21 protein-coding genes and 1 tRNA gene are annotated in these 20,322 nt (G+C 52.5%); 15 read left to right on the forward strand and 7 right to left on the reverse strand.

Going from position 1 to position 20,322, the window contains the following annotated elements; all coding sequences use genetic code 11:
* Positions 1-2 precede the first annotated feature (2 nt).
* The 11 genes from M2422_RS21500 to M2422_RS21550 all read left to right on the forward strand — a co-directional run bounded on the left by M2422_RS21500 (position 3) and on the right by M2422_RS21550 (position 11,870).
* Positions 3-407 carry an HK97-gp10 family putative phage morphogenesis protein gene (locus M2422_RS21500; RefSeq protein WP_259142412.1) on the forward strand — a complete coding sequence of 135 codons (405 nt, stop codon included), beginning with the start codon at positions 3-5 and terminating at the stop codon, positions 405-407.
* 32 nt (positions 408-439) lie between these two features.
* Positions 440-892 (forward strand): major tail shaft subunit, encoded by a 453-nt coding sequence (locus M2422_RS21505; RefSeq protein ID WP_032104401.1) that lies wholly within the window; start codon positions 440-442, stop codon positions 890-892.
* 64 nt (positions 893-956) lie between these two features.
* Positions 957-1,319 (forward strand): phage tail protein, encoded by a 363-nt coding sequence (locus M2422_RS21510; RefSeq protein ID WP_248216088.1) that lies wholly within the window; start codon positions 957-959, stop codon positions 1,317-1,319.
* 238 nt (positions 1,320-1,557) lie between these two features.
* The gene (locus tag M2422_RS21515; RefSeq protein WP_259142418.1) at positions 1,558-4,887 is read left to right on the forward strand and encodes a phage tail tape measure protein; all 3,330 of its coding nucleotides are present in this window, start codon (positions 1,558-1,560) and stop codon (positions 4,885-4,887) included.
* Positions 4,888-4,889: 2 nt separating this feature from the next.
* Entirely contained in the window at positions 4,890-5,228 is a 339-nt protein-coding gene (locus tag M2422_RS21520) for a phage tail protein (RefSeq protein ID WP_045326816.1), read from the forward strand.
* A complete protein-coding gene (locus M2422_RS21525) occupies positions 5,225-5,980 on the forward strand; it encodes a phage minor tail protein L (protein WP_259142423.1) in 756 nt (251 codons plus the stop codon). The genes M2422_RS21520 and M2422_RS21525 overlap by 4 nt, the downstream gene beginning before the upstream one ends.
* A gap of 1 nt (position 5,981) precedes the next feature.
* The gene (locus tag M2422_RS21530; protein ID WP_259142425.1) at positions 5,982-6,692 is read left to right on the forward strand and encodes a C40 family peptidase; all 711 of its coding nucleotides are present in this window, start codon (positions 5,982-5,984) and stop codon (positions 6,690-6,692) included.
* Between the two features lie 29 nt (positions 6,693-6,721).
* Positions 6,722-7,054, forward strand: coding sequence for a hypothetical protein (locus M2422_RS21535; RefSeq protein ID WP_259142427.1), 333 nt, complete (start codon positions 6,722-6,724; stop codon positions 7,052-7,054).
* Between the two features lie 55 nt (positions 7,055-7,109).
* Positions 7,110-7,709, forward strand: a complete 600-nt coding sequence (locus tag M2422_RS21540) for a tail assembly protein (RefSeq protein WP_259142429.1) — start codon at positions 7,110-7,112, stop codon at positions 7,707-7,709.
* A gap of 53 nt (positions 7,710-7,762) precedes the next feature.
* Entirely contained in the window at positions 7,763-10,936 is a 3,174-nt protein-coding gene (locus tag M2422_RS21545) for a host specificity protein J (protein WP_259142432.1), read from the forward strand.
* 292 nt (positions 10,937-11,228) lie between these two features.
* Entirely contained in the window at positions 11,229-11,870 is a 642-nt protein-coding gene (locus tag M2422_RS21550) for a hypothetical protein (protein WP_143344985.1), read from the forward strand.
* On the opposite strand, the gene M2422_RS21555 is transcribed toward M2422_RS21550, so the two are convergent.
* Positions 11,835-12,203 carry a hypothetical protein gene (locus M2422_RS21555; RefSeq protein WP_143344986.1) on the reverse strand — a complete coding sequence of 123 codons (369 nt, stop codon included), beginning with the start codon at positions 12,201-12,203 and terminating at the stop codon, positions 11,835-11,837. The genes M2422_RS21550 and M2422_RS21555 overlap by 36 nt on opposite strands.
* 131 nt (positions 12,204-12,334) lie before the next feature.
* Here M2422_RS21555 and M2422_RS21560 point away from each other — a divergent pair, with 131 nt between their 5' ends.
* Complete coding sequence (locus M2422_RS21560) at positions 12,335-13,576, forward strand: tail fiber domain-containing protein (protein WP_259142436.1); 1,242 nt, start codon at positions 12,335-12,337, stop codon at positions 13,574-13,576.
* A gap of 94 nt (positions 13,577-13,670) precedes the next feature.
* Here M2422_RS21560 and M2422_RS21565 read toward each other — a convergent pair whose 3' ends face one another.
* Positions 13,671-13,937, reverse strand: coding sequence for a DinI family protein (locus M2422_RS21565; RefSeq protein WP_259142438.1), 267 nt, complete (start codon positions 13,935-13,937; stop codon positions 13,671-13,673).
* Between the two features lie 86 nt (positions 13,938-14,023).
* Between M2422_RS21565 and M2422_RS21570 the strand changes: the two genes are divergently transcribed.
* On the forward strand, positions 14,024-14,263 hold the full coding sequence (locus M2422_RS21570; protein ID WP_181594894.1) for a hypothetical protein: 240 nt from the start codon (positions 14,024-14,026) through the stop codon (positions 14,261-14,263).
* The gene (locus tag M2422_RS21575) at positions 14,263-14,583 is read left to right on the forward strand and encodes a hypothetical protein (protein WP_207168145.1); all 321 of its coding nucleotides are present in this window, start codon (positions 14,263-14,265) and stop codon (positions 14,581-14,583) included. The genes M2422_RS21570 and M2422_RS21575 overlap by 1 nt, the downstream gene beginning before the upstream one ends.
* 94 nt (positions 14,584-14,677) lie before the next feature.
* Here M2422_RS21575 and M2422_RS21580 read toward each other — a convergent pair.
* The 3 genes from M2422_RS21580 to M2422_RS21590 all read right to left on the reverse strand — a co-directional run bounded on the left by M2422_RS21580 (position 14,678) and on the right by M2422_RS21590 (position 16,834).
* Positions 14,678-14,754: transfer RNA gene (locus M2422_RS21580), tRNA-Pro, on the reverse strand.
* Between the two features lie 72 nt (positions 14,755-14,826).
* Complete coding sequence (yejM, locus tag M2422_RS21585; protein ID WP_033146050.1) at positions 14,827-16,587, reverse strand: LPS biosynthesis-modulating metalloenzyme YejM; 1,761 nt, start codon at positions 16,585-16,587, stop codon at positions 14,827-14,829.
* A 19-nt stretch (positions 16,588-16,606) separates the two neighbouring features.
* Positions 16,607-16,834 carry a YejL family protein gene (locus M2422_RS21590; RefSeq protein WP_008500958.1) on the reverse strand — a complete coding sequence of 76 codons (228 nt, stop codon included), beginning with the start codon at positions 16,832-16,834 and terminating at the stop codon, positions 16,607-16,609.
* 134 nt (positions 16,835-16,968) lie between these two features.
* Between M2422_RS21590 and yejK the strand changes: the two genes are divergently transcribed.
* Positions 16,969-17,976: a nucleoid-associated protein YejK gene (yejK, locus tag M2422_RS21595; RefSeq protein ID WP_008500957.1), complete on the forward strand. Its 1,008-nt coding sequence runs from the start codon at positions 16,969-16,971 to the stop codon at positions 17,974-17,976.
* Positions 17,977-18,028: 52 nt separating this feature from the next.
* Here the strand turns inward: yejK and rplY are convergent, their stop codons facing one another.
* On the reverse strand, positions 18,029-18,313 hold the full coding sequence (rplY, locus tag M2422_RS21600; protein WP_029740955.1) for a 50S ribosomal protein L25: 285 nt from the start codon (positions 18,311-18,313) through the stop codon (positions 18,029-18,031).
* A gap of 125 nt (positions 18,314-18,438) precedes the next feature.
* Positions 18,439-20,199 (reverse strand): DEAD/DEAH box helicase, encoded by a 1,761-nt coding sequence (locus tag M2422_RS21605; RefSeq protein WP_064672866.1) that lies wholly within the window; start codon positions 20,197-20,199, stop codon positions 18,439-18,441.
* Positions 20,200-20,322: the final 123 nt, after the last annotated feature.

Below are 20,322 nucleotides of genomic sequence, written 5' to 3' on the forward strand. Positions count from 1 at the left end.
TCATGATCCGCATGGAGGTGAAAGGGCTTCATGAACTTGAACGTCAGCTCCTTGCCCTTGGTGAAAAGGTTGGTACGCAGGTTTTGCGGGAAGCCGGTAAAGCGGCTCTTGAGCCTGTTCTGGAGGATATGAAAGCGCATGCTGGTTATGACGAATCAGCAAAAGATGAGCACATGCGCGATTCAATAAAAATCCGCTCATCTTCTTCGAAAGCTAAAGGCAATGCGGTTGTTTATCTTCGTGTTGGCCCGAGCAAAAAACACTTCATCAAAGCGCTGGCGCAGGAGATGGGGACCGTTAAGCAGGTCGCCATCCCCTTCATTCGTCCAGCGCTGGATTACCAGAAAGCGAAAGTTCTCCGCATCCTTGCGATAGAAATACGCGACCGCATTGAAAACCATCGGTAGCGCTCGCTGCCACCTTCAAAGAGAGAGAAATTATGGCTGACAAAACTTCGCCAGAGTACGCAATGCTGCCTGCTGGCACCGTCGTTATGTGGGGGGCTGCGGGGAGCGACGTAGCAACAATGAAACCCCTCATCAACTGTAAAGCACTGGGTGCTACAGGTCAGACGGGCAGCTTTGTAGACTGCACTACGTTGATTGATACCAGCAAACAGTTTATTTCTGACCTGCCTGAAGGCCCGGAAAAATCGCTGGGCTTTATCGACGATCCAGCCAATCAGGACTTTGCCGATTTCCTCAACGCAGCAGAGAACCGAGAAACCGTGCAGTTTTACGTTGAACTGCCAAACGGACGAACAGCGAATATGATCCTGGCTCTGTCCGGCTGGCAGATGAATGAAATTACCGCCCCGGCAAGTGAAGTCATTCAGATTACCGTTCAGGGAAAACAGAACAACATCACCTGGGGTACTGCAGCGGGCAGCTGATTACCGAAATTTTTATTGGCCGCCTTCTGGCGGCTTTTTTATTATCTAACTCTCAGGAAAAACTATGTCTACTATCGATGTTTCTGCACTGAAATCAGCTCTTCTGAAGCCTAAAAGCGCCGTTGTTACCACAGAAATTTTTGGGACCACCGTTCATCTTCGCCGAATGACTGCTGGCGAACTTATCGATCATGAAGAAGCGCTGCGTGACAGTCAGATCGCTGAAGATGCCCGCAAAGCCTCAGAGCTCAGCGTACAGCTGATTGTCGACTGCCTTGTTCATCCTGACGGCAGCCTTATCGCAACTGAAGACAAACCAACTGCAGCAGAGCTGCTGCAAGCGCATGACAACGTGGCGCTGCTGGACGCTATTGCCACAGTTAAAAAGCATGCTCTGGGCAAGCTTGAGGATGCGGAAAAAAACTAACCAACTCGCCCTGGCTTGAGCTGATTTTCTGGCTGGCCGACCGCTGGGGCGAGCCCGATCCGTCAAAGATAGCTTCACTCCCGGTAGAAACTCTCTACCACTGGCGCGCGTATTTCCTGCGTACCGGTGCTATTAGCCGTCCAGGCGAGGAGAGTGGGCCACCCCCTGAAACACCGCCTCCCGCTGCAGTCAGTAATGTTGACGATCAGTGTGCGGCCGTTATGAGAGTATTAATGTAATGGCTGACGTTGCCTCCCTTGCCGTCGGGCTGCATCTCAACGCAGCCAATTTTAAATCTCAGCTGATGGGCGCATACGGCGATGCTGAGAACTCCTCAAAGCGTTTCAACCGTAACGCGCAAGAAGATGCTAAAAAGACAGATGAAGCCTATGCCAGGATGGGTAAAACCATTACCGGTGTTGCTGGTCGTCTGGCAGGTTTTGCGGGTGCCGGTTTGTCTCTTGGCGCAATCATCACGACAACCCGGGAATACGGGCAGGCTCTGTCCGATCTGTCAGCCATCACTGGTGCGACGGGAACTCAGTTAAAGACGCTCGATGAAGCGGCTCAGGAAATGGGGCGCAGCACTGAATACAGTGCGAGCCAGGCTGTGGAAGCTCTGAAGTTGATGGCGTCCGCTAAGCCTGAACTTCTTCAGACCGCTGGCGGGCTTACTGCCGCGACAAAGAGCGCGCTTACGCTTGCTCAGGCCGCAGGCTCAACTTTGCCTGACGCAACCCGTACTCTCGCCCTTTCACTTAATCAGTTCGGAGCAGGGGCTCAGGAAGCTGACCGTTATATCAACGTGCTGGCAGCTGGCGCCAAGTTCGGGGCATCCGAAATCGCAGATACAGCCGCAGCCATCAAAAATGGTGGTGTGGCCGCTGCACAGGCAGGTGTCGGTTTTGAAACGCTGAACGCAGCGATTCAGGTTCTGGCAGAGCGTGAAATCAAAGGCGGTGAAGCAGGTACCGCGTTGAGAAATGTGATCCTGTCCCTTGAGAAAGGCACTGACAAAACACTGAAACCTTCAGTCGTAGGTCTCAGTGGCGCACTGGAAAACCTGTCGAAGAAAAATCTTTCTACCGCACAGGCTGTAAAACTTTTCGGAGTTGAGAATATCAATGCGGCCTCAGTGCTGGTGGACAACCGCAGCAAACTTGATGCATTAACCCAGGCCCTCACCGGCACCCAGACTGCGCATGAGCAGGCCGCTATTCGCGTAAATAACCTGAATGGCGACATCATGGGGCTCACCAGTGCGTTTGAAGGCATGATCATCAAGATAGGTCAAAGCAGTACCGGCCCCCTGCGTTCAGGCATTCAGTCAGTAACCGATGGAATAAACCTGCTCACCGATAATTTCAATGCTGTTGCAAGCGTAGCTTTGTACACATTGATCCCCGTTCTCTCGACAAAACTAACTGCAGGTCTTCGTGAAAACGTAAGCGCCTGGCAACAAAATCAGGCAGCCGTAAAAGCTGCGGCTGCGGCCCAGGCTGACGGTGCACGCAAAACGCTTGAAGCAACTGCCGCCACACTTAAACGAAATGATGCCGAGTTTGGGTACTACCGCCAGATGGAGAAGACCGCCAGGCAACAAGGCCTGAACGTTAATTACCAGGGGGAGTTTAACCGGTTAATTCGAGAAGAAACCGAGCAAACGAATCTGGCAACCCGAGCGAAAATGCAGCTGGCTGCAGCAAATCGCCAGGTCTCAGTATCTGCTCGGGCTGCCTCGGTTGCAGTTGGACTTGCTCGCGGGGCTTTAGCACTGGTTGGTGGACCGTTCGGCGCAGCAATGCTGGCAGGTTCGGCGCTACTGTATTTTCATCAGCAGGCGAAGGATGCCCGGCAGTCAGCAATTAACCTCAAGGATGCTGTTATTGAGACTACTGCTGCGCTGATGCAGATGTCTGATAAACAACTGGCCGTTAAGCAGATTGACCTGCAAGACCAGTATGAAAATCAGGTCACCCAGCGAAATCAGCTGATCAAGGAGATTCAGGACGCAGACAGCAGGCTTGATAGCCTTGGTGGTTTTGACCCATTCCGACAGAAAAAAGGCGTGGAAGACAGTAAAAAACGAGCTGAAGCTGATCTCGAATCTGTGAATAAGGGGTTAGAAACTACGCAGTCTAATCTCGAGAACGTCAGCAAGGCGCGATTTTTGGTCCAGACAGGGATTGCAGATCAAGCTAAATCGCTTGCTAGTGACATCAAAACTATTTCTGCGGAGACGGCAAAGGCCGGTGAGGGTGTCACTACTCCTTGGACCGGTGAAGATACTCAAAAGGCAAAGAAGGAAACGGTTAATCAGTACCTTCAGCTGCGCAGGGAGATAGAAGAAGCTCATGCAACCAGCCTTGGCAAAATTGATCTTCAGGAAAAAGCCAGTCAGGAAAAACTGATAGAAGCCGCCCGTAAAAATGGGGTCAGTGAGCAGGACCTGCAGCACACGCTGCTGATGAATGCTGAGAATTACCAGAAGCAACGCGCAGAACTTGCTGAGCAGTACTCACCCGCGCGCTCGGCAATCAATCAGGAAAAGGAAGCCAGTAAGGAGCTGAAATCTCTCCTTGATGCACGTTTGCTTACTGAAAAAGAGTACATGGCTGCGCGTGTGACACTTTCACAGGAGACATCCCGACAAATCCTACAGGCCCAGGCTAATGCTCTATCAGCGCCACGGTTTGAGCTTGCCGGGGACGTTGACCCGCTTGCCCAGCAAAGGAATCAACTCGTACAGCAGCAAAGCCTGATCGAGACCTATTATCGCAATGGCGCAGTGAGTAAGCAGCAGTACGAAATGCTGATGCAGAAGAGCAGTAAAGATTCTGCTGATGCTCAGTATCAGACCGCGATGGAATTATATCGCTCACAGAGTGACTTCAATAATCTGGCGATCGGCCTGGTGGATGCTACCCGGGAGCGTACCACTAATGTCCTGACGGGGCTGTTGACTAAAACACAAACCTTTAAAGAGGGCATGATCAACCTTTTCTCCACGCTGACTCAGTCGATTATTCAGAACCTCGTCGATATGGCAGCCCAGGCGTTGCTAACTAATACGATTCTGAGTTCCATCATGAGCGTAGGTTCGAGTGTATTTGGTGCTGTTGGTAGCGGTGCGGCGGCCAGTTCAGGAACCGCGATTGCCGATTATGGAAGCAACTTCCAGTTCAACGCTAAAGGAGGCGTTTATTCCTCATCAGATTTGAGCGCTTATAGCGGTCAGATTGTCGATAATCCTACGTTTTTTGCTTTCGCAAAAGGTGCCGGAGTAATGGGAGAGGCTGGACCGGAGGCGATCATGCCGCTAACCCGTGCAGCGGATGGTTCACTTGGGGTGCGTGCTGTTAATGGTGGTGGAGCGGGAGGCGACATGGCACCGAAGGTTTATATCACTATTGATTCAAACGGTAATACATCCACACAGGCTCCCTCAGGGCTGGAACAGTTTGGTGCTGATGTAGGGCGTTTTGTCGATCAGCGATATAAGCAAAATGTCATGCGTGATATCCGCCCTGGTGGTGATATCTGGAATGCAATGAAAGGAACCCGATAAGCATGTCTATCGAAACCTTTTCCTGGAGCCCCAGAGTTAGCCCGACGCAAACCGTTTCGTTCAGGACAAGAAGCGCTAAGTTTGGGGATGGCTACGAGCAGATTTCTGGCGACGGTATCAATCCTCGCAGCCAACAATGGGAAATGAATTTTGTTGGAACTGAGGAATACATTCAGTCGATAAAAACCTTTCTTGACAGGCATGGAGGTACAAAAGCGTTTCAGTGGAAACCGCCGCTTGAGCAGCTCGGCTTATATCGTTGTGCCGAGTATAAGCCCACACCGATGGGCGGTGAGAACTACTCCCTTTCCGCAACTTTCCAACAGGCATTCAAACCATGAGTCTCAATGCAGATTATCAGAAGCTTGAGCCCGGCGATGCAGTCAGGCTTTATGAGGTCGATGGAACGGCCTTTGGTACAGGCGAGGTGCTGAGATTTCACAGCTACAACCTGGCCCATACTGAGGCGGAAATTGTAGCAGCAGGGGGAGAAGAAAATAATCTCCCGGCTAAATCAATCTGGTGGCAGGGTGAGGAGTATAAAGCCTGGCCCTGTCAGATTGAGGGAATCGAGGCATCTACCAGTGGAAGTAGCGCGCAGCCAATATTGTCGGTGGCTAACCTTGACAGCTCCATAACGGCCCTTTGCCTGGCTTATGACGATATGCTGCAGGCGAAAGTTACCATCCATGACACGCTGGGCAAATATCTCGATGCGATTAACTTTGCCGACGGCAACCCCACAGCTGACCCGACCCAGGAAAAGCTGAAGGTTTTCTACATCGATGCAAAGAGTAGTGAAACTAACGAAGTGGTTGAGTTCACGCTATCCAGCCCGATGGACCTGCAGGGGCAAATGATCCCGACTCGCCAGCTGCATTCGCTCTGTACCTGGTGCATTAGGAACAAGTATCGCACCGGCGATGGCTGCGACTATGCCGGGACCAACTATTTCGACAAAAACAACAACCCGGTGAGCGACCCGTCGCAAGATGAATGCCCCGGCACACTTACGGCCTGTAAGCTCCGGCATGGAGATGGCAACGAACTGCCGTTCGGTGGCTTCCCCGGCACATCTCTTATAAGGAGCTGATATGCGTCAGAAAACCATCGATGCGATTATGGCCCATGCTGCAGCTGAATATCCCCGCGAGTGCTGCGGCTTGGTGGCGCAGAAAAGCCGTGTTGAACGTTATTTCCCGTGCCGCAACCTTGCCACAGAGCCGGAGGATAATTTTGTCCTCTGCCCGGAAGATTACGCAGCTGCTGAGGACTGGGGTGCGGTGATCGCCATCGTGCACAGTCACCCTGATGCAACGACACAGCCGAGCGAGCTGGATAAAGCGCAATGCGATGCAACGCTTTTACCCTGGCACATCGTGAGCTGGCCTGATGGGGATTTACGCACCATTCAGCCGCGTGGGGAACTGCCGCTGCTGGAGCGTCCGTTTGTGCTTGGCCACTTCGACTGCTGGGGGCTGGTAATGAGCTATTTCCGGCAAACGCATGGTATCGAGCTCCACGATTACCGGGTGGATTATCCATGGTGGGAAAACAGCTATCCGGACAACTTCTATCAGGATTGCTGGTATGAGTGCGGTTTCCGTGAATTCGACGGCCCACCGAAACCAGGCGATATGGTGATCATGCAGGTACAGGCTGATAAGTGGAACCACGCGGGAATCCTGCTAGAGGGTAATATGCTGCTGCACCACCTGTACGGGCATTTGAGCCAGCGCGTGCCCTATGGGGGCTACTGGCAGGAAAGGACGATGAAGATTCTACGTCACAGATCTCTATGCTAACCTTTATGAAATTTCAAAGGAGCATGAAAATGAAAAAGCTATTCTTGGTGCTAGTTATTGGTTTGGCTGGCTGCTCTGTAAACTCCCTCGAATCCCAAAAGCCTATTCTTTCTGAGCACACTTCAAAGAGTGCTGATCAGGTTAACAGATGCCTGGCCCCTAAATGGGTGGAGCTTCGATCTTCAAGTTCCAGCATACCCACTGAGTCAGGTTACAAAATAACAGCATCAGACGATATTTTCGGGGCCCTTTCAGTGGTGAATATCGATAAATCAGTAGCAGGCGGAAGCGATGTTAAAGTTTACGCCGTCGCGAAAGGATGGAACGATCACTGGGCTACGGCTGCCAGATCATGTCTTTGAAAAGTTAAAAATATGCTAAGCCACCTTCGGGTGGCTTTTTTTATGGAGAAAGAAAATGTCAGAGGTCATGACCCGAATTGAACTCGGCGGTGTTTTGGGTAAAACCTACGGAAAGGTTCACCATCGATTAATACGCACAACCGCTGAGGCGATCAACTCTCTTACAAAAACTATAAACGGGCTGGAGAAATTCCTGATCACCAGCAAAGCAAGGGGCCTGACTTACGCCGTCTTTAAAGATAAAAAAAATATCGGAAAGGATGATTTTGGTTTTCCTGTAACCGGTGAAGTTATTCGAATTGTCCCGGTTGTAATAGGAAGTAAAAAAGCCGGGGTATTACAGACAATTCTTGGCGCTGTGCTCGTCGTTGTTGGGGTAGCTATTGGCTATTTCTCAGGTGGCACTCTATCAGCAGTGGGATACGGGGCTGCGAAATTCGGTGCAGCCATGATGCTGGGAGGTGTTGTCCAAATGCTATCTCCTCAACCTGCAGGTCTGGCCAGCAAACAAAGCGCAGATAACCATGCATCATACGCATTCGGCGGTGTAACAAACACCGCGGCGCAAGGCTACCCGGTACCGCTCCTTTATGGCCGTCGGCAGATAGGCGGAGCGATTATTTCTGCCGGAATTTATGTCGAAGATCAGCAGTAGATAACTAACCTTTTTTTCTGGCCACCTTCGGGTGGCTTTTTTATGGGCGCAATATGGCTACAGAAAAAGTGTTAAAGGGCCGCAAGGGCGGCAGCTCAAGTTCCCGAACTCCTACCGAACAGCCTGATGATCTGCAATCTGTAGCGAAGGCAAAAATCCTCGTTGCGCTTGGTGAAGGGGAGTTTGCAGGGCAGCTAACCGGCAAAAATATCTACCTGGACGGAACGGCCCTGGAGAATGCTGACGGTTCCCAAAACTTCAGCGGAGTAACGTGGGAGTTTCGCGCGGGAACGCAGGCGCAGAAATATATTCAGGGTATTCCCGGCACCGAAAACGAAATCAGCGTAGGAACTGAGGTATCAAGCGCTACAGCTTGGACGCGCACGTTTACCAATACTCAACTATCAGCAGTTCGCCTGCGTCTTAAATGGCCCTCGCTTTTCAAGCAGGAGGACGACGGCGATCTGGTGGGTTACTCGGTCAATTATGCGATTGACCTGCAGACGGACGGAGGCACATGGCAGACGGTACTCAATACCAGCGTGACCGGAAAAACGACATCTGGTTATGAGCGAAGCCACCGTATCGATTTACCGCAGGCTGGCAGCACCTGGACAATCCGTCTGCGTAAGATTACCTCTGACGCCAACAGCGCGAAGATCGGCGACACGATGACGCTGCAGAGCTTCACTGAGGTGATTGACGCCAAGTTACGCTATCCCAACACAGCGCTACTCTACATCGAATTCGATTCCAGCCAGTTTAACGGCTCTATCCCGCAGATCTCCTGCGAGCCTCGCGGGCGTGTTATTCGTGTACCAGATAACTATGACCCCGAAACAAGAACGTACAGCGGGACATGGACCGGTGCGTTTAAGTGGGCATGGACGGATAATCCGGCGTGGATTTTTTACGATCTGGTTGTTTCTGACCGGTTCGGCCTCGGTCACCGTTTGACCGCTGCGAATATCGATAAATGGACGCTGTATCAGGTTGCCCAGTATTGCGATCAGATGGTACCAGACGGCAAAGGGGGCAACGGTACCGAACCACGTTATACCTGCAACGTGTACATCCAGGACCGTAACGACGCCTACACAGTCCTGCGTGATTTTGCTGCTATCTTCCGAGGTATGACCTACTGGGGCGGGGATCAGATTGTTGCCCTGGCTGACATGCCGCGCGATGTTGATTACAGCTACACGCGCGCTAACGTTGTTGGCGGTCGCTTCACCTATTCGAGCAGCACCACGAAAAGCCGCTACACCACTGCGCTGGTATCATGGTCTGATCCCGGTAATGCTTACGCCGACGCGATGGAGCCGGTATTTGAGCAGGCGCTGGTGGCGCGGTACGGTTTCAATCAACTGGAAATGACAGCCATCGGCTGTACCAGGCAGTCTGAAGCAAACCGAAAAGGCCGCTGGGGTATCCTCACCAACAACAAGGATCGCGTTGTTTCGTTTGATGTCGGTCTGGACGGAAACATTCCGCAGCCGGGCTACATCATAGCTGTGGCAGACGAGCTGCTTTCAGGAAAGGTTATGGGTGGCCGTATCAGCGCCGTTAACGGTCGCGTTATCAAACTTGACCGCGTGGCAGATGCGGCAGCAGGTGATCGCCTTATTCTCAACTTACCTTCCGGGGCATCGCAGAGCAGGACCATTCAGGCCGTGAACGGTGAATCAGTCACAGTCACCACGGCATACAGTGAGACGCCTCAGGCCGAAGCTGTTTGGGTGGTGGAATCGGACGAGCTCTACGCGCAGCAGTACCGCGTTGTCAGCGTAACCGATAACGATAATGGCACCTTCTCGATCACCGCCGCATGGCACGATCCGGATAAATATGCCCGTATCGATACTGGCGCAATTATCGACCAGCGGCCAATAAGTGTAATACCTCCTGGTAATCAGTCACCGCCAGCTAACATCGTGATCAGCTCGTTTTCTGTGGTTCAGCAGAATATCAGCGTCGAAACGATGCGCGTCAGCTGGGACCAGGCGCAGAACGCTATCGCCTATGAGGGGCAGTGGCGCCGCAATGACGGAAACTGGGTGAACATGCCGCGCAGCTCCACCACGTCATTTGACGTCCCGGGGATTTATGCGGGGCGCTACCTGGTGCGCGTGCGCGCAATTAATGCCGCTGAAATTTCCTCAGGATGGGGATATTCAGAAGAGAAGACACTGACCGGCAAAGTTGGCAATCCACCTAAGCCAGTAGGATTCACGGCCACGGGCATTAACTGGGGGATTCGTCTTAACTGGGGTTTCCCGGCAAACACCGGCGATACGCTAAAAACGGAAATTCAGTACACTGCCAACAGTGACTTTTCAGATCCACTCTTGCTCTCAGACGTGCCTTATCCATCTGCTGAATACACCCAGCTCGGCCTTAAAGCAGGGCAGGAATTCTGGTACCGCGCGCAGCTGGTTGACAGAACGGGTAACGAGTCAGGGTATACCGACTGGATAAGAGGGATGTCTAACGATAACGCCGATGATTATCTGGGTGATATCGCAGACGATTTTCTAACCTCTGCCGACGGGGAACGCCTCACCGGTGATATCGATACCAACATTGAGGGAATTCTTCAGAACGCCCTGGCGAACCACGGAGCAGTTGAACACCAGTGGGCACAATACGGGGAAGTGCGCGCCGATATTCTTGTTGTTAAAACGACTATTGCTGAAGTTGATAAGGCAATGGCCGAACTGTCAACGCAGGTACAGGCGCAGATAGAGGACGTCACTGCAGCACTGGAGGATAAGCTTACCGCCGTCGTTGATGCCTCCGGCGCTTCGGCGATTTATACCCTCAAAGCAGGCGTGAGGGTAAACGGCATCATGTATAACGCCGGGATGTCGATTGCTGTTCTGGCGCAGGCAGGGCAGCCGATTGTTACCCGAGTAGGTTTCAACGCTAACCAGTTCGTACTGATGAGTGGCAGTGGTGATACCCAGTATTCGCCGTTCGCTGTGGTTAATGGTCAGGTCTTTATCAGCTCAGCGTTTATTCAGGATGGCACGATCACCAATGCCAAAATTGGCAACTTCATCCAGTCCAACAATTATGTTGCAGGATCGCAGGGATGGCGAATTGATAAAAGCGGGACGTTCGAAATTAACGGCGTAGCTGGAGGGGGGAGAATGTTGATATCCAGCACTCTTATTCAGATTTACGACAGCAACAACGTGCTGCGCGTCAGAATGGGGTTATGGTAATGCCACAGGGTTTACAATGTTGGGATAGTGCAGGGCGTATTGCTGTAGATCTAACTGATTATGCAATCAGGTATATAGGGAGCACTTCTGTGACGTTTGCTGCCGGAGAAACGGTTAAAGACGTTTACTTTTCGGGTATAACTCAGGATGGCTCATTTATAACGATTGTAACGACGGGAGTAACTGCGAATGAATATTACTGCCGCGCTTTTAATGGCGGCTTCACTGCATTCTATTTACCGATCACAGGTAGTCCAGCATTCACTTTCACAGTTGAGGTTTATAACTTTCAATGAGCGGATTCGAAGTTTACAACAGTGCCGGAAAGTTGCTCGTTGACTCACAAAACAGGTCCACCCTTTTTTATGATCAGCGCTCGCTGGGTGCTGTTACCGATAAAGGGTTTTACCGCGTGGATAGCCCGTTTGGAGACGGAAGTACGCTGGGTTACACCCAGCAACAATTCTGGAATGACGGAACATTGCGGTGGCTTAAACTGGATGTAAACAAATATGGTTTACCCGGAGCTGAGCTTCTTGAAGACAATGCTGGAAGCATGATCCGCACGACGAGAAACATCGGAATGCAGAGCGGTTACCTGGATGTTTTCGATAGCGCCGGAAACCTCATATGGAGCGCAGCTTCAGCATCGAAAATGCCCAGGGTTGTTGGCTTCTTTGACGTCCCGGCAAACTATGATCTTCAGAACAATACCTTTGTGTTAAACCTGAGCTTTACCCCGTGGATTCTGGTGAATAACTGCCCAGGAAACCTCAGTGATGATGGAGGGGTAACAGGTTACTCAGGCATTGCTCTGAAGTGGACTGGCACGCAGCTGCAGGGCCGATACATCTCAAAAAATCAGCGCAGCTGGAGCCAGACCCTTCAGGGGCGTGGGTTACGAATCCCCATCGCTCAGTTTGTCGGCATTTGATGCAGGTGGAACGCGGGGATAATGCGTAGCGATCATGTTTTGCCTAACCCCCTTCGCTGGCTCGAACCTGTACACAACATCAAAATTATCTGCTTTTTTATAGCAAATATTACTCAGTCGCTTATTAACATGACGGCTAAAAATACCATTGCTGCTATCTGAAATAACGTTAACTTTCCTTTTTACACAGTCGATGTTGACGTGAATATCACCACCAAGTGATAAGCGTGCTGCATCAACTGGGTAATCCATTTTGAAATTATATTCTCTTTCATGGCCAGAGCAGCCAAACATAAAAAATGTAATGGCTGTGAGTAAAAGACGAGTTTTCATGTAATTCCCTTTTGTTGTTATGGGTGAATTTTAATCTAATGATGTGTTTTTTCTCAAACACAAAAGGGTTTTTATCCTCAAAAATTTGACCTCGCTCCGGCGGGGTTTTTTATTGCCCGAAAGGAGCGCATATGTCTGCAGGAACTATCACCCTGACAAATGGGTCCGCTATTGTTGGCGGTACCGGAACCTCATTCGCAACCGAACTCGCAGCAGGTGACTTTATTGTCTCTACTGTGGGCGGCGTGTCGTATACATTGCCCGTAAAATCGGTAGAGAGTAATGCGCAACTTACGCTGGTCAGCAACTTTACTGGACCTACTCAAGCCGGGGCGGCCTGGTCAGCGGTTCCCCGTGTGGCGCTGAACATGGTTACTGCCGCGCTGGTGGCGCAAAGTGCTGAAGCGCTGCGTGGACTTAATTACGATAAACAGAACTGGCAAAGCATTTTTTCCGGAACTGGAAATGTAACGGTAACCCTGCCGGATGGAACGACATGGACGGGCCCAGCCTGGAATAGCATTACGACATCACTTTCAGGAAAGGCGGCAAAAGGTGAAAACAGCGACATCACCTCTCTCAGCGGACTCACTACAGCGCTATCTGTAGCACAGGGCGGTACCGGTTCGACAACCGCATCAGGCGCTCGCACAAACCTAGGTTTAGGAAACAGCGCTACGAGGAACGTCGGCGCAGCGGCGGGAACGGTCGCCGCCGGCGATGACTCGCGCCTTAATTCTGTTGACGGAAAATCAGGAGGCACGATTTCATCTTCGTTAAATGCCACTGGTGCAGTAAATGTCATTACTCAATCCAGTAGTTTCGGAGTGTTTGCGTTCAAGTATCCGGGCTCCCTGGATACTATGTCCTACTCCTTCTGCGAAAATTTTGGTGATCTGGTATTTGTCACAACCCAGGCAGCCAAACCCGGAACAGAAAAATATTTCTCAATGCGGGGGGACAGATTTACCACTCCTGGAAATATCACCTGCGTATCGCTGACCCAGACTTCAGACGCCGATAAAAAAGACGATATCAAGCCCATTGAGGGGGCTCTTGAAAAAGTTATGGCTTTAGACGGGGTAACATTCAACTGGAAGGATAGCGGCCTCCCATCTGCTGGGGTTATTGCCCAGGAACTCATCAAAGTTCTGCCGGAGGCTGTCGGGTCAGTATTTGAAGATCATGATCAGTATGAATCAGTTGAAGAGATTAATGATGTTGGTGAGGTGACAATCACCCAGCAGCTGACAAGAAAAAGAGATGATAGTAAGCGCAGCTACACAGTGGAATATTCTGGTGTCATCGCGCTATGCCTTCAGGCAATCAAGGAGTTAAATCGCAAGGTTGAAAGTCTGCAATTAGGAAACTGAAGAAGCCGCTACCGGTCGTATGCAAGAACGGGTGGCGGCTGGTTGCCCAGCGTTCATGCCCGAGCAAACGTCGGGAATATTACCCGAACAAGATTTACAGGCCAACTTGGCGAACATTAGGGAACTCTGAAACCAGCCACATATCTGAGTCTTCAAACATTTCCTCCAGCATGCGGTTTAGTTTTTCCCGATCGCTTTTGCTGGCATCGCTATTCAGGGCGTTTGCCTGCATCGGTTTCACCTTCACTTCGGCATAAGGGAAAATCTGGTGCACCCGCTTCGTCAGCTCGGCCAGAATGATCTCTCTGGCCCCTACGAGCCCCTCAACATTACGCTTGTCATAAACTAGTTCAACGAACATAACCATCCCTCTCGCTTACTTGATCTCTGCAAATAAAAATACTACTGTATATACATACAGTCAATAGTGTCATGAGGGCTATACTTATGCCTCGTAAATCAGATATTCATGCAGCTTTTTTAGCCTCTATAGAACAGAATCCAAAGGGTTACCTTTGTCTCAATACAAATAAATTCATCAATAAGTTGCGAGAGAAGAGTTGGCATTTCAGCCAAGCAGACGCTAACGCGTGGATTGAGAGATACCAGCCAGATTTTGCTGATAAGACGACGGACGGCAGTGATAACCGTTACTGGATCTTGCGTAATATGGGGAGGGTATTCTGATGGGCTTTCCTTCACCAGCAATGGATTACCAGGAACAGCGGTTAACCATAGATCTGTTATGCGGAATTGATGGGAACTGCAGGGTAATAGAAACATCATGCGGATGGGCTGTAATTAACGTTTCCATGAGGCCAGAGCAGGGAGATACGCTACTTGTAAGAATGGAAAATAGGAACGAGTTTGCAAAGCTCTACGGGTCGGCATTGATAACTGAAGATGGTGAAGCGATAGAAGGCGATGCGCTGGATGACGTAGAGGTTTTTGGCGTGCTAACGCATAGTCTTAACAGGGTGGGAAACGATGATTGCCCGGCAATTTAAAGCAGGGATCAACCATCATTTCACCATCATTTCGCCATCATAATTTTGCTTAAACAAAAAACCAGCCATAAGAGGCTGGTTTTCAATGTGTTTTTGGTCGGCACGAGAGGATTTGAACCTCCGACCCCCGACACCCCATGACGGTGCGCTACCAGGCTGCGCTACGTGCCGACGCATAAAAAGAATACTACTCGATTCCGTTTTGAATGCAAGGGAATCTGTCGCTAACTGGTTTATTATTAATCAGTTAGCGATGAAGCGCTTCTCATCCGTCAGGACCTGCAGCAGCAGGCTCAGCTGCGGTTTCTGGTCTTTCAACCGTTCGCCCTGCAGATTATACGTCTGATAATTCCCGTTGCTGTTCAGCACCAGCGTCAGCTTCGGCGTGGTCACCACCAGCGTATTATTCCCCGCCGCCGTCACCCAGCTGTGGCGGCGCGCGGCGCTGAAGAGATCCTGCCCCTGCGAATACTCGTTTGCTGGCGTGCTGACGTGCAGCAGGCGTTGCATCAGGGTGGTCATCACATCTTTATGCTCGGTGAGCATATTGATGCGCTGCGCCGGGGTGCCAGGCCAGTGGATCACCAGCGGAACCTGCAGATTCGGGCGAGACCAGCTCATACTCTTCGTCTCGTCACCTAGCGGGATGCCATGGCCCGCGGTCACGATCACCACGGTATTGTCCAGCTTGCCCGACTCGCGAAGCGCGTCAAGCACGCGGCCTATCTGCGCATCAACATCGCCAGCCGCGCGGCCGTAGCGGCGCGCAAAATCACTTTTATTGCTGTTGGCAAGCGTTGTGCCGTTAAAGGCAACCCATGAGAACCAGCGGTTATCTTCCTGGGCGTAGCGCTGCAGCCAGTTTATCCACTGGCCGGCGGTCTGCGCGTCGGACTGATTTTGCGCCGTCGGCAGTGAGAAATCGGACAGCAGCGCCTGGCGGTAGAGCGGGCTGTTAAAGCCATCGGAGGAGAACAACCCTAGCTGATAGCCTTGCTGATTCAGCCCGGTGATCAGCGCCGCAGGCGTGCGGGTAGACAGTACGCCGTCCATGTAGCCGGCTGAAATGCCATAGAAGAGGCCAAAGATGCCCGCATCGGTTGTGTTACCGGAGCTCATATGCTGAGTAAACGAGACGTTCTGACTCGCGAAAGCGGCCAGCGCAGGCATCTGCTTCTCGAAACGGGAATAGTTCAGGCCATCGACGGTGATCAGCAGGACGTTTTGCCCGCGCCCCATATCGCGGTAGTTCAGGTCGCTCAGAGGATACTGAACGCTGACGGCTTCCGGGTTGCCCTGCTCGATAAGACGGCGCTGGTACTCCTGTGCATCAAGCAGACCGTGTTTCTCGAGGAAGCGACGGGCCGTCATCGGGTACGAGAGCGGCAGGTTCGCGCGCTGCATGGTAATAGGGCGATAGAAGTTCGCATCCGCCCAGATATACATGATGTGCGAACTGATAAAGGAGACGAAAAAGAGCGCGGCGACGGGCTTCGCATAATGGCGTCGCCGGGTCAGACTGCGGAGCTTTTGCCAGCTCCAGGTGGCGAACAGCATCTCAATCAGCAGGATCACCGGGACGCTGATAAACATCAGCTGCCAGTCACGGGCCGTTTCGTTCTGGTCGGGGTTAATCACCAGTTCCCAGACGATGGGGTTGAGGTGCAGGTGGAAGCGGGTGAACACTTCACTGTCGATAAGCAGCAGCGTCATCCCCACCGTCGCAAGGATGGCGGACAAGAACCGCATCAGACGCTGCGACATGACGATAAACGTCAGGGGGAACAGGATCAGCAGATAGGTGGCGAAAACCAAAAAGCTAAAGTGACCGACAACGCTTATCCAGGAGTAGATACGCCCGGTTAGCGTTGTTGGCCAGTCTGCGACAAACAGATAACGACAGCCAATGACCGTCGCCAGCAGAATGTTGAACAGGGCAAACCAGTGCCCCCAGCTGACCATCTGGGAGACTTTTTCACGGTAGCGCTGACGATTCGTCACCATAAACTGTTGTTCGTATCCCTTAATGGGCCGGGTCGTTGCTGACGGACGACTGTAAAGCCTGGGCAAACGATTTTGCGATCGCCTGACGCTGAGCCGGAGCAACGCTGGTGTTAATCAGGTTGGTGACCATATTTCCCAAAACCATCAGGGAGAGATCGGTCGGCGTTTTATGTTTTTCCAGTACGTTGACCAGCTCACTGAGCAGTTGTTCAACGTGTTCATCACTGTAGCGGGAATGTTGTGGCATAAATCAAAATCAGTTTGTTGATGAAAGGGCAACATATTACCGTAGCAACAGCTTTTTTTCCCCTTTTTTATCTGTTGTTGCACACATGTCCTGGTGGTGGTTGAATACCGCCCGGTCTAAAAGGAGAGTTTATCATGAGTCTGGAAATCAACCAGATTGCCTTGCACCAGCTTATCAAGCGTGATGAGCAAACCCTTGAAGTGGTGCTGCGCGATTCGTTACTGGAACCCACGGCGACCGTGGTGGAGATGATGGCAGAACTGCATCGCGTCTACAGTGCCAAAAATAAAGCCTATGGCCTGTTCAGCGAAGAGAGTGAACTGGCCGATAGCCTGCGCCTGCAGCGTCAGGGCGAAGAGGATTTCCTGGCGTTTAGCCGCGCCGCCACCGGGCGTCTGCGCGACGAGCTGGCGAAATATCCGTTCGCCGACGGCGGGATCGTGCTGTTCTGCCACTATCGCTACCTGGCGGTCGAGTATCTGCTGGTTACCGTGCTGAATAACTTAAGCAGCATGCGCGTGAACGAGCAGCTGGATATCAGCTCAACGCATTATCTGGATATCAACCATGCGGATATCGTGGCGCGTATTGATTTGACCGAATGGGAAACCAACCCGGAGTCGACCCGCTACCTGACTTTCCTGAAAGGGCGCGTGGGCCGCAAAGTGGCGGATTTCTTTATGGATTTCCTCGGTGCCAGCGAAGGTCTTAACGCCAAAGCGCAGAACAAAGGGCTGCTCCAGGCGGTTGACGACTTCACGGCTGAAGCGCAGCTCGATAAATCTGAGCGCCAGACCGTGCGCCAGCAGGTTTACAGCTACTGCAACGAACAGCTGCAGGCAGGGGAGGAGATCGAGCTGGAGTCCCTGTCAAAAGAGCTGGCGGGCGTCAGCGAAGTCAGCTTCCAGGAATTCACCGCGGAAAAAGGCTATGAGCTTGAAGAGAGCTTCCCGGCGGATCGCAGTACGCTGCGTCAGTTAACCAAGTTTGCCGGCAGCGGCGGTGGGTTAACCATCAACTTTGACGCGATGTTGCTGGGTGAACGCATCTTCTGGGATCCGGCCACCGATACGCTGACCATTAAAGGTACGCCGCCGAACCTGCGCGATCAGCTTCAGCGCCGCACCTCGGGCGGGAAATAACAGCCATAAAAAAACCCCGCAGAAGCGGGGTTTTTTTTCGACGTGTTTGCGATTACGCGCGAACGAAGTCGATGTGAGACAGTTTTGGCTTGAACGGGTGACGCTGAACAGCCTGAACTTTCACTTTTTCTTCTTTACCGCCAACAACGATGGTCAGAACTTCGCTGTAGAATTCAGCTTTGGTCTGCAGGTTCCACAGTTTGTCGTGATCCAGTTCGATTGCAACTGGAGCAGCTTCGCCACCGTAAACGATAGCCGGGAACTTGTTAGCGTTACGCAGGCGGCGGCTCGCACCCTTACCCTGCACGTTACGTACTTCTGCTTCGATAGTGAACATTGATTTCTCTCTGTATTTAAAACCCTGCTACAGGCGACCCAGCAGCAGGTGAGTGTTCTGCCTCACGGATGTGAAGCGGGCGGCATTTTATACTCAAATGCCCCTCACATCAATGAAAAGTCCCGCTAACCGCGCAATTCGTTGGCGCGACGGAAGCGACCTTCATAGTCAAAGAGCTTCTCGCGCACCTGCCAGAACTGGCCTTTCTTACGGGCGACGACAAAATCCGGATGGCGCAATAACACCTGCTGGCGCACGATATCGGCGACGGTTATCCAGCGCAGGGGCACGCCCGGCGTGCGGGTATGCGGGCGGATAAACAGCTGCTCGAAGGCCATTCGCTGGGCAGGCGTCTGAACCCGGAAACGCTCGCTGACGTCCGCCCCGTCTTCGTCGTAATAGGTGATTTTCAGCCACTCGCCTTTTTCATCGGCGCCGGGCTGCAGCGCCATGCCGGAACAGCGCAGCACCAGGGCATCTTTCAGCTTTAGCGCCGCTTTCAGCATGTCGTCCGGGTCAACCAGCACCGTGTCGCATTCCCGGCAGCGGCGGGCGGCAATGTCGTTTTCGGCGTTGCACTGCGGGCAGTTTTTGAACCGGAAGCGGAAATCGCACTGCTCGCGATGCCCGTCATCATCTTCAAACCAGCCCTGACAGCGGCGGCCAAAGTGTTCGATCAGCGTACCGTCGGCAGTGGTTTTTCCCCAGAAGGTGTTGGCAAACCCGCAGGCAGGGCAAAAGACCTGCACGGGCACGTTGTCGCTTTTCCCTTTTGGCGCGCCGACCTCAGGCGTATAGAGATCGTGCGGGTTACCGGCATAATCCAGAATCAGGCAGTCGGTTTTTCCCGGGGCCAGGCGCAGGCCGCGGCCAACAATTTGTTGATACAGACTGACCGATTCGGTCGGGCGCAAAATGGCGATCAGGTCGACGTGCGGGGCGTCAAAGCCGGTGGTCAATACCGACACGTTTACCAGATAGCGGAACCGCTGGGCCTTAAACGCGTCAATCAGGTCGTCGCGCTCCGGGCCGGGGGTCTCGCCGGTGATTAACGCCGCGTCGCCGGCGGGCAGTAACCCGGTGATCTCTCGCGCGTGCTCAACCGTAGCGGCAAAGATCATTACCCCTTTGCGCGTCGCGGCGAACTCCTCAATCTGGCTGATGATATGCGGCGTAATACGCTTCTGCTTTTTCAGCTCCTGGTTGAGATCCGCTTCGCTGAATAAGCCGTTGCTCTGCGCCTGCAAACGGCTGAAATCGTACTGCACCACCGGCATATCCAGCCGTTCAGGCGGCGTCAGGTAGCCATGTTTAATCATGTAGCGCAGCGGAAGTTCGTAAATGCAGTCGCTAAACAGGGCCTTCTCATCGCCGCGCACCATGCCGTGATAATGGTAGCGATAGATCCAGCCTTTCCCCAGGCGAAACGGGGTCGCCGTCAGGCCCAGCAGGCGCAGGTGAGGGTTCACCGCTTTCAGGTGAGCCAGGATTTGCTGATACTGGCTGTCGTCGTCATCGCTGATGCGGTGACACTCGTCAACAATCAGCAGCGAAAATTCGCTGCGAAACAGCTCCAGATTGCGCGCCACCGACTGCACGCTGCCGAAGACTACTTTGCCGTGGCTCTCTTTGCGCTTTAGCCCGGCGGCGAAAATGTCGGCTTCCAGTCCAAGCGCACAATACTTGGCATGGTTTTGCGCGACGAGCTCTTTAACGTGCGCCAGCACCAGCACGCGGCCGCGGGCAAGACGCGCCAGTTCGGCAATGACCAGGCTTTTGCCTGCGCCGGTCGGGAGCACAATCGCCGCCGGCTCGCGATGTTTGCGGAACCAGGCGAGGGTGGCGTCAACGGCTTCCTGCTGATAGGGGCGAAGTGTAAAAGTCATAGGGTCTCGGTTTCGTTATTCCGCACATATACCCGTCATACTTCAAGTTGCCTGTGCGTTGGCTGCACTCGTTCACCCCGGTCACTTACTTATGTAAGCTCCCGGGGATTCACTCCTTTGCCG

Source organism: Enterobacter sp. SLBN-59, from assembly GCF_024807915.1.
GTDB classification, from domain to species: Bacteria; Pseudomonadota; Gammaproteobacteria; order Enterobacterales; family Enterobacteriaceae; genus Enterobacter; species Enterobacter asburiae_B.

Bases quoted from the DNA above. Each gene is read 5' to 3' on its own strand.
- M2422_RS21500 (WP_259142412.1), top strand. From the start codon at position 3: ATGATCCGCATGGAGGTGAAAGGGCTTCATGAACTTGAACGTCAGCTC.
- M2422_RS21505 (WP_032104401.1), top strand. From the start codon at position 440: ATGGCTGACAAAACTTCGCCAGAGTACGCAATGCTGCCTGCTGGCACC.
- M2422_RS21510 (WP_248216088.1), top strand. From the start codon at position 957: ATGTCTACTATCGATGTTTCTGCACTGAAATCAGCTCTTCTGAAGCCT.
- M2422_RS21515 (WP_259142418.1), top strand. From the start codon at position 1,558: ATGGCTGACGTTGCCTCCCTTGCCGTCGGGCTGCATCTCAACGCAGCC.
- M2422_RS21520 (WP_045326816.1), top strand. From the start codon at position 4,890: ATGTCTATCGAAACCTTTTCCTGGAGCCCCAGAGTTAGCCCGACGCAA.
- M2422_RS21525 (WP_259142423.1), top strand. From the start codon at position 5,225: ATGAGTCTCAATGCAGATTATCAGAAGCTTGAGCCCGGCGATGCAGTC.
- M2422_RS21530 (WP_259142425.1), top strand. From the start codon at position 5,982: ATGCGTCAGAAAACCATCGATGCGATTATGGCCCATGCTGCAGCTGAA.
- M2422_RS21535 (WP_259142427.1), top strand. From the start codon at position 6,722: ATGAAAAAGCTATTCTTGGTGCTAGTTATTGGTTTGGCTGGCTGCTCT.
- M2422_RS21540 (WP_259142429.1), top strand. From the start codon at position 7,110: ATGTCAGAGGTCATGACCCGAATTGAACTCGGCGGTGTTTTGGGTAAA.
- M2422_RS21545 (WP_259142432.1), top strand. From the start codon at position 7,763: ATGGCTACAGAAAAAGTGTTAAAGGGCCGCAAGGGCGGCAGCTCAAGT.
- M2422_RS21550 (WP_143344985.1), top strand. From the start codon at position 11,229: ATGAGCGGATTCGAAGTTTACAACAGTGCCGGAAAGTTGCTCGTTGAC.
- M2422_RS21555 (WP_143344986.1), bottom strand. From the start codon at position 12,203: ATGAAAACTCGTCTTTTACTCACAGCCATTACATTTTTTATGTTTGGC.
- M2422_RS21560 (WP_259142436.1), top strand. From the start codon at position 12,335: ATGTCTGCAGGAACTATCACCCTGACAAATGGGTCCGCTATTGTTGGC.
- M2422_RS21565 (WP_259142438.1), bottom strand. From the start codon at position 13,937: ATGTTCGTTGAACTAGTTTATGACAAGCGTAATGTTGAGGGGCTCGTA.
- M2422_RS21570 (WP_181594894.1), top strand. From the start codon at position 14,024: ATGCCTCGTAAATCAGATATTCATGCAGCTTTTTTAGCCTCTATAGAA.
- M2422_RS21575 (WP_207168145.1), top strand. From the start codon at position 14,263: ATGGGCTTTCCTTCACCAGCAATGGATTACCAGGAACAGCGGTTAACC.
- yejM (WP_033146050.1), bottom strand. From the start codon at position 16,587: ATGGTGACGAATCGTCAGCGCTACCGTGAAAAAGTCTCCCAGATGGTC.
- M2422_RS21590 (WP_008500958.1), bottom strand. From the start codon at position 16,834: ATGCCACAACATTCCCGCTACAGTGATGAACACGTTGAACAACTGCTC.
- yejK (WP_008500957.1), top strand. From the start codon at position 16,969: ATGAGTCTGGAAATCAACCAGATTGCCTTGCACCAGCTTATCAAGCGT.
- rplY (WP_029740955.1), bottom strand. From the start codon at position 18,313: ATGTTCACTATCGAAGCAGAAGTACGTAACGTGCAGGGTAAGGGTGCG.
- M2422_RS21605 (WP_064672866.1), bottom strand. From the start codon at position 20,199: ATGACTTTTACACTTCGCCCCTATCAGCAGGAAGCCGTTGACGCCACC.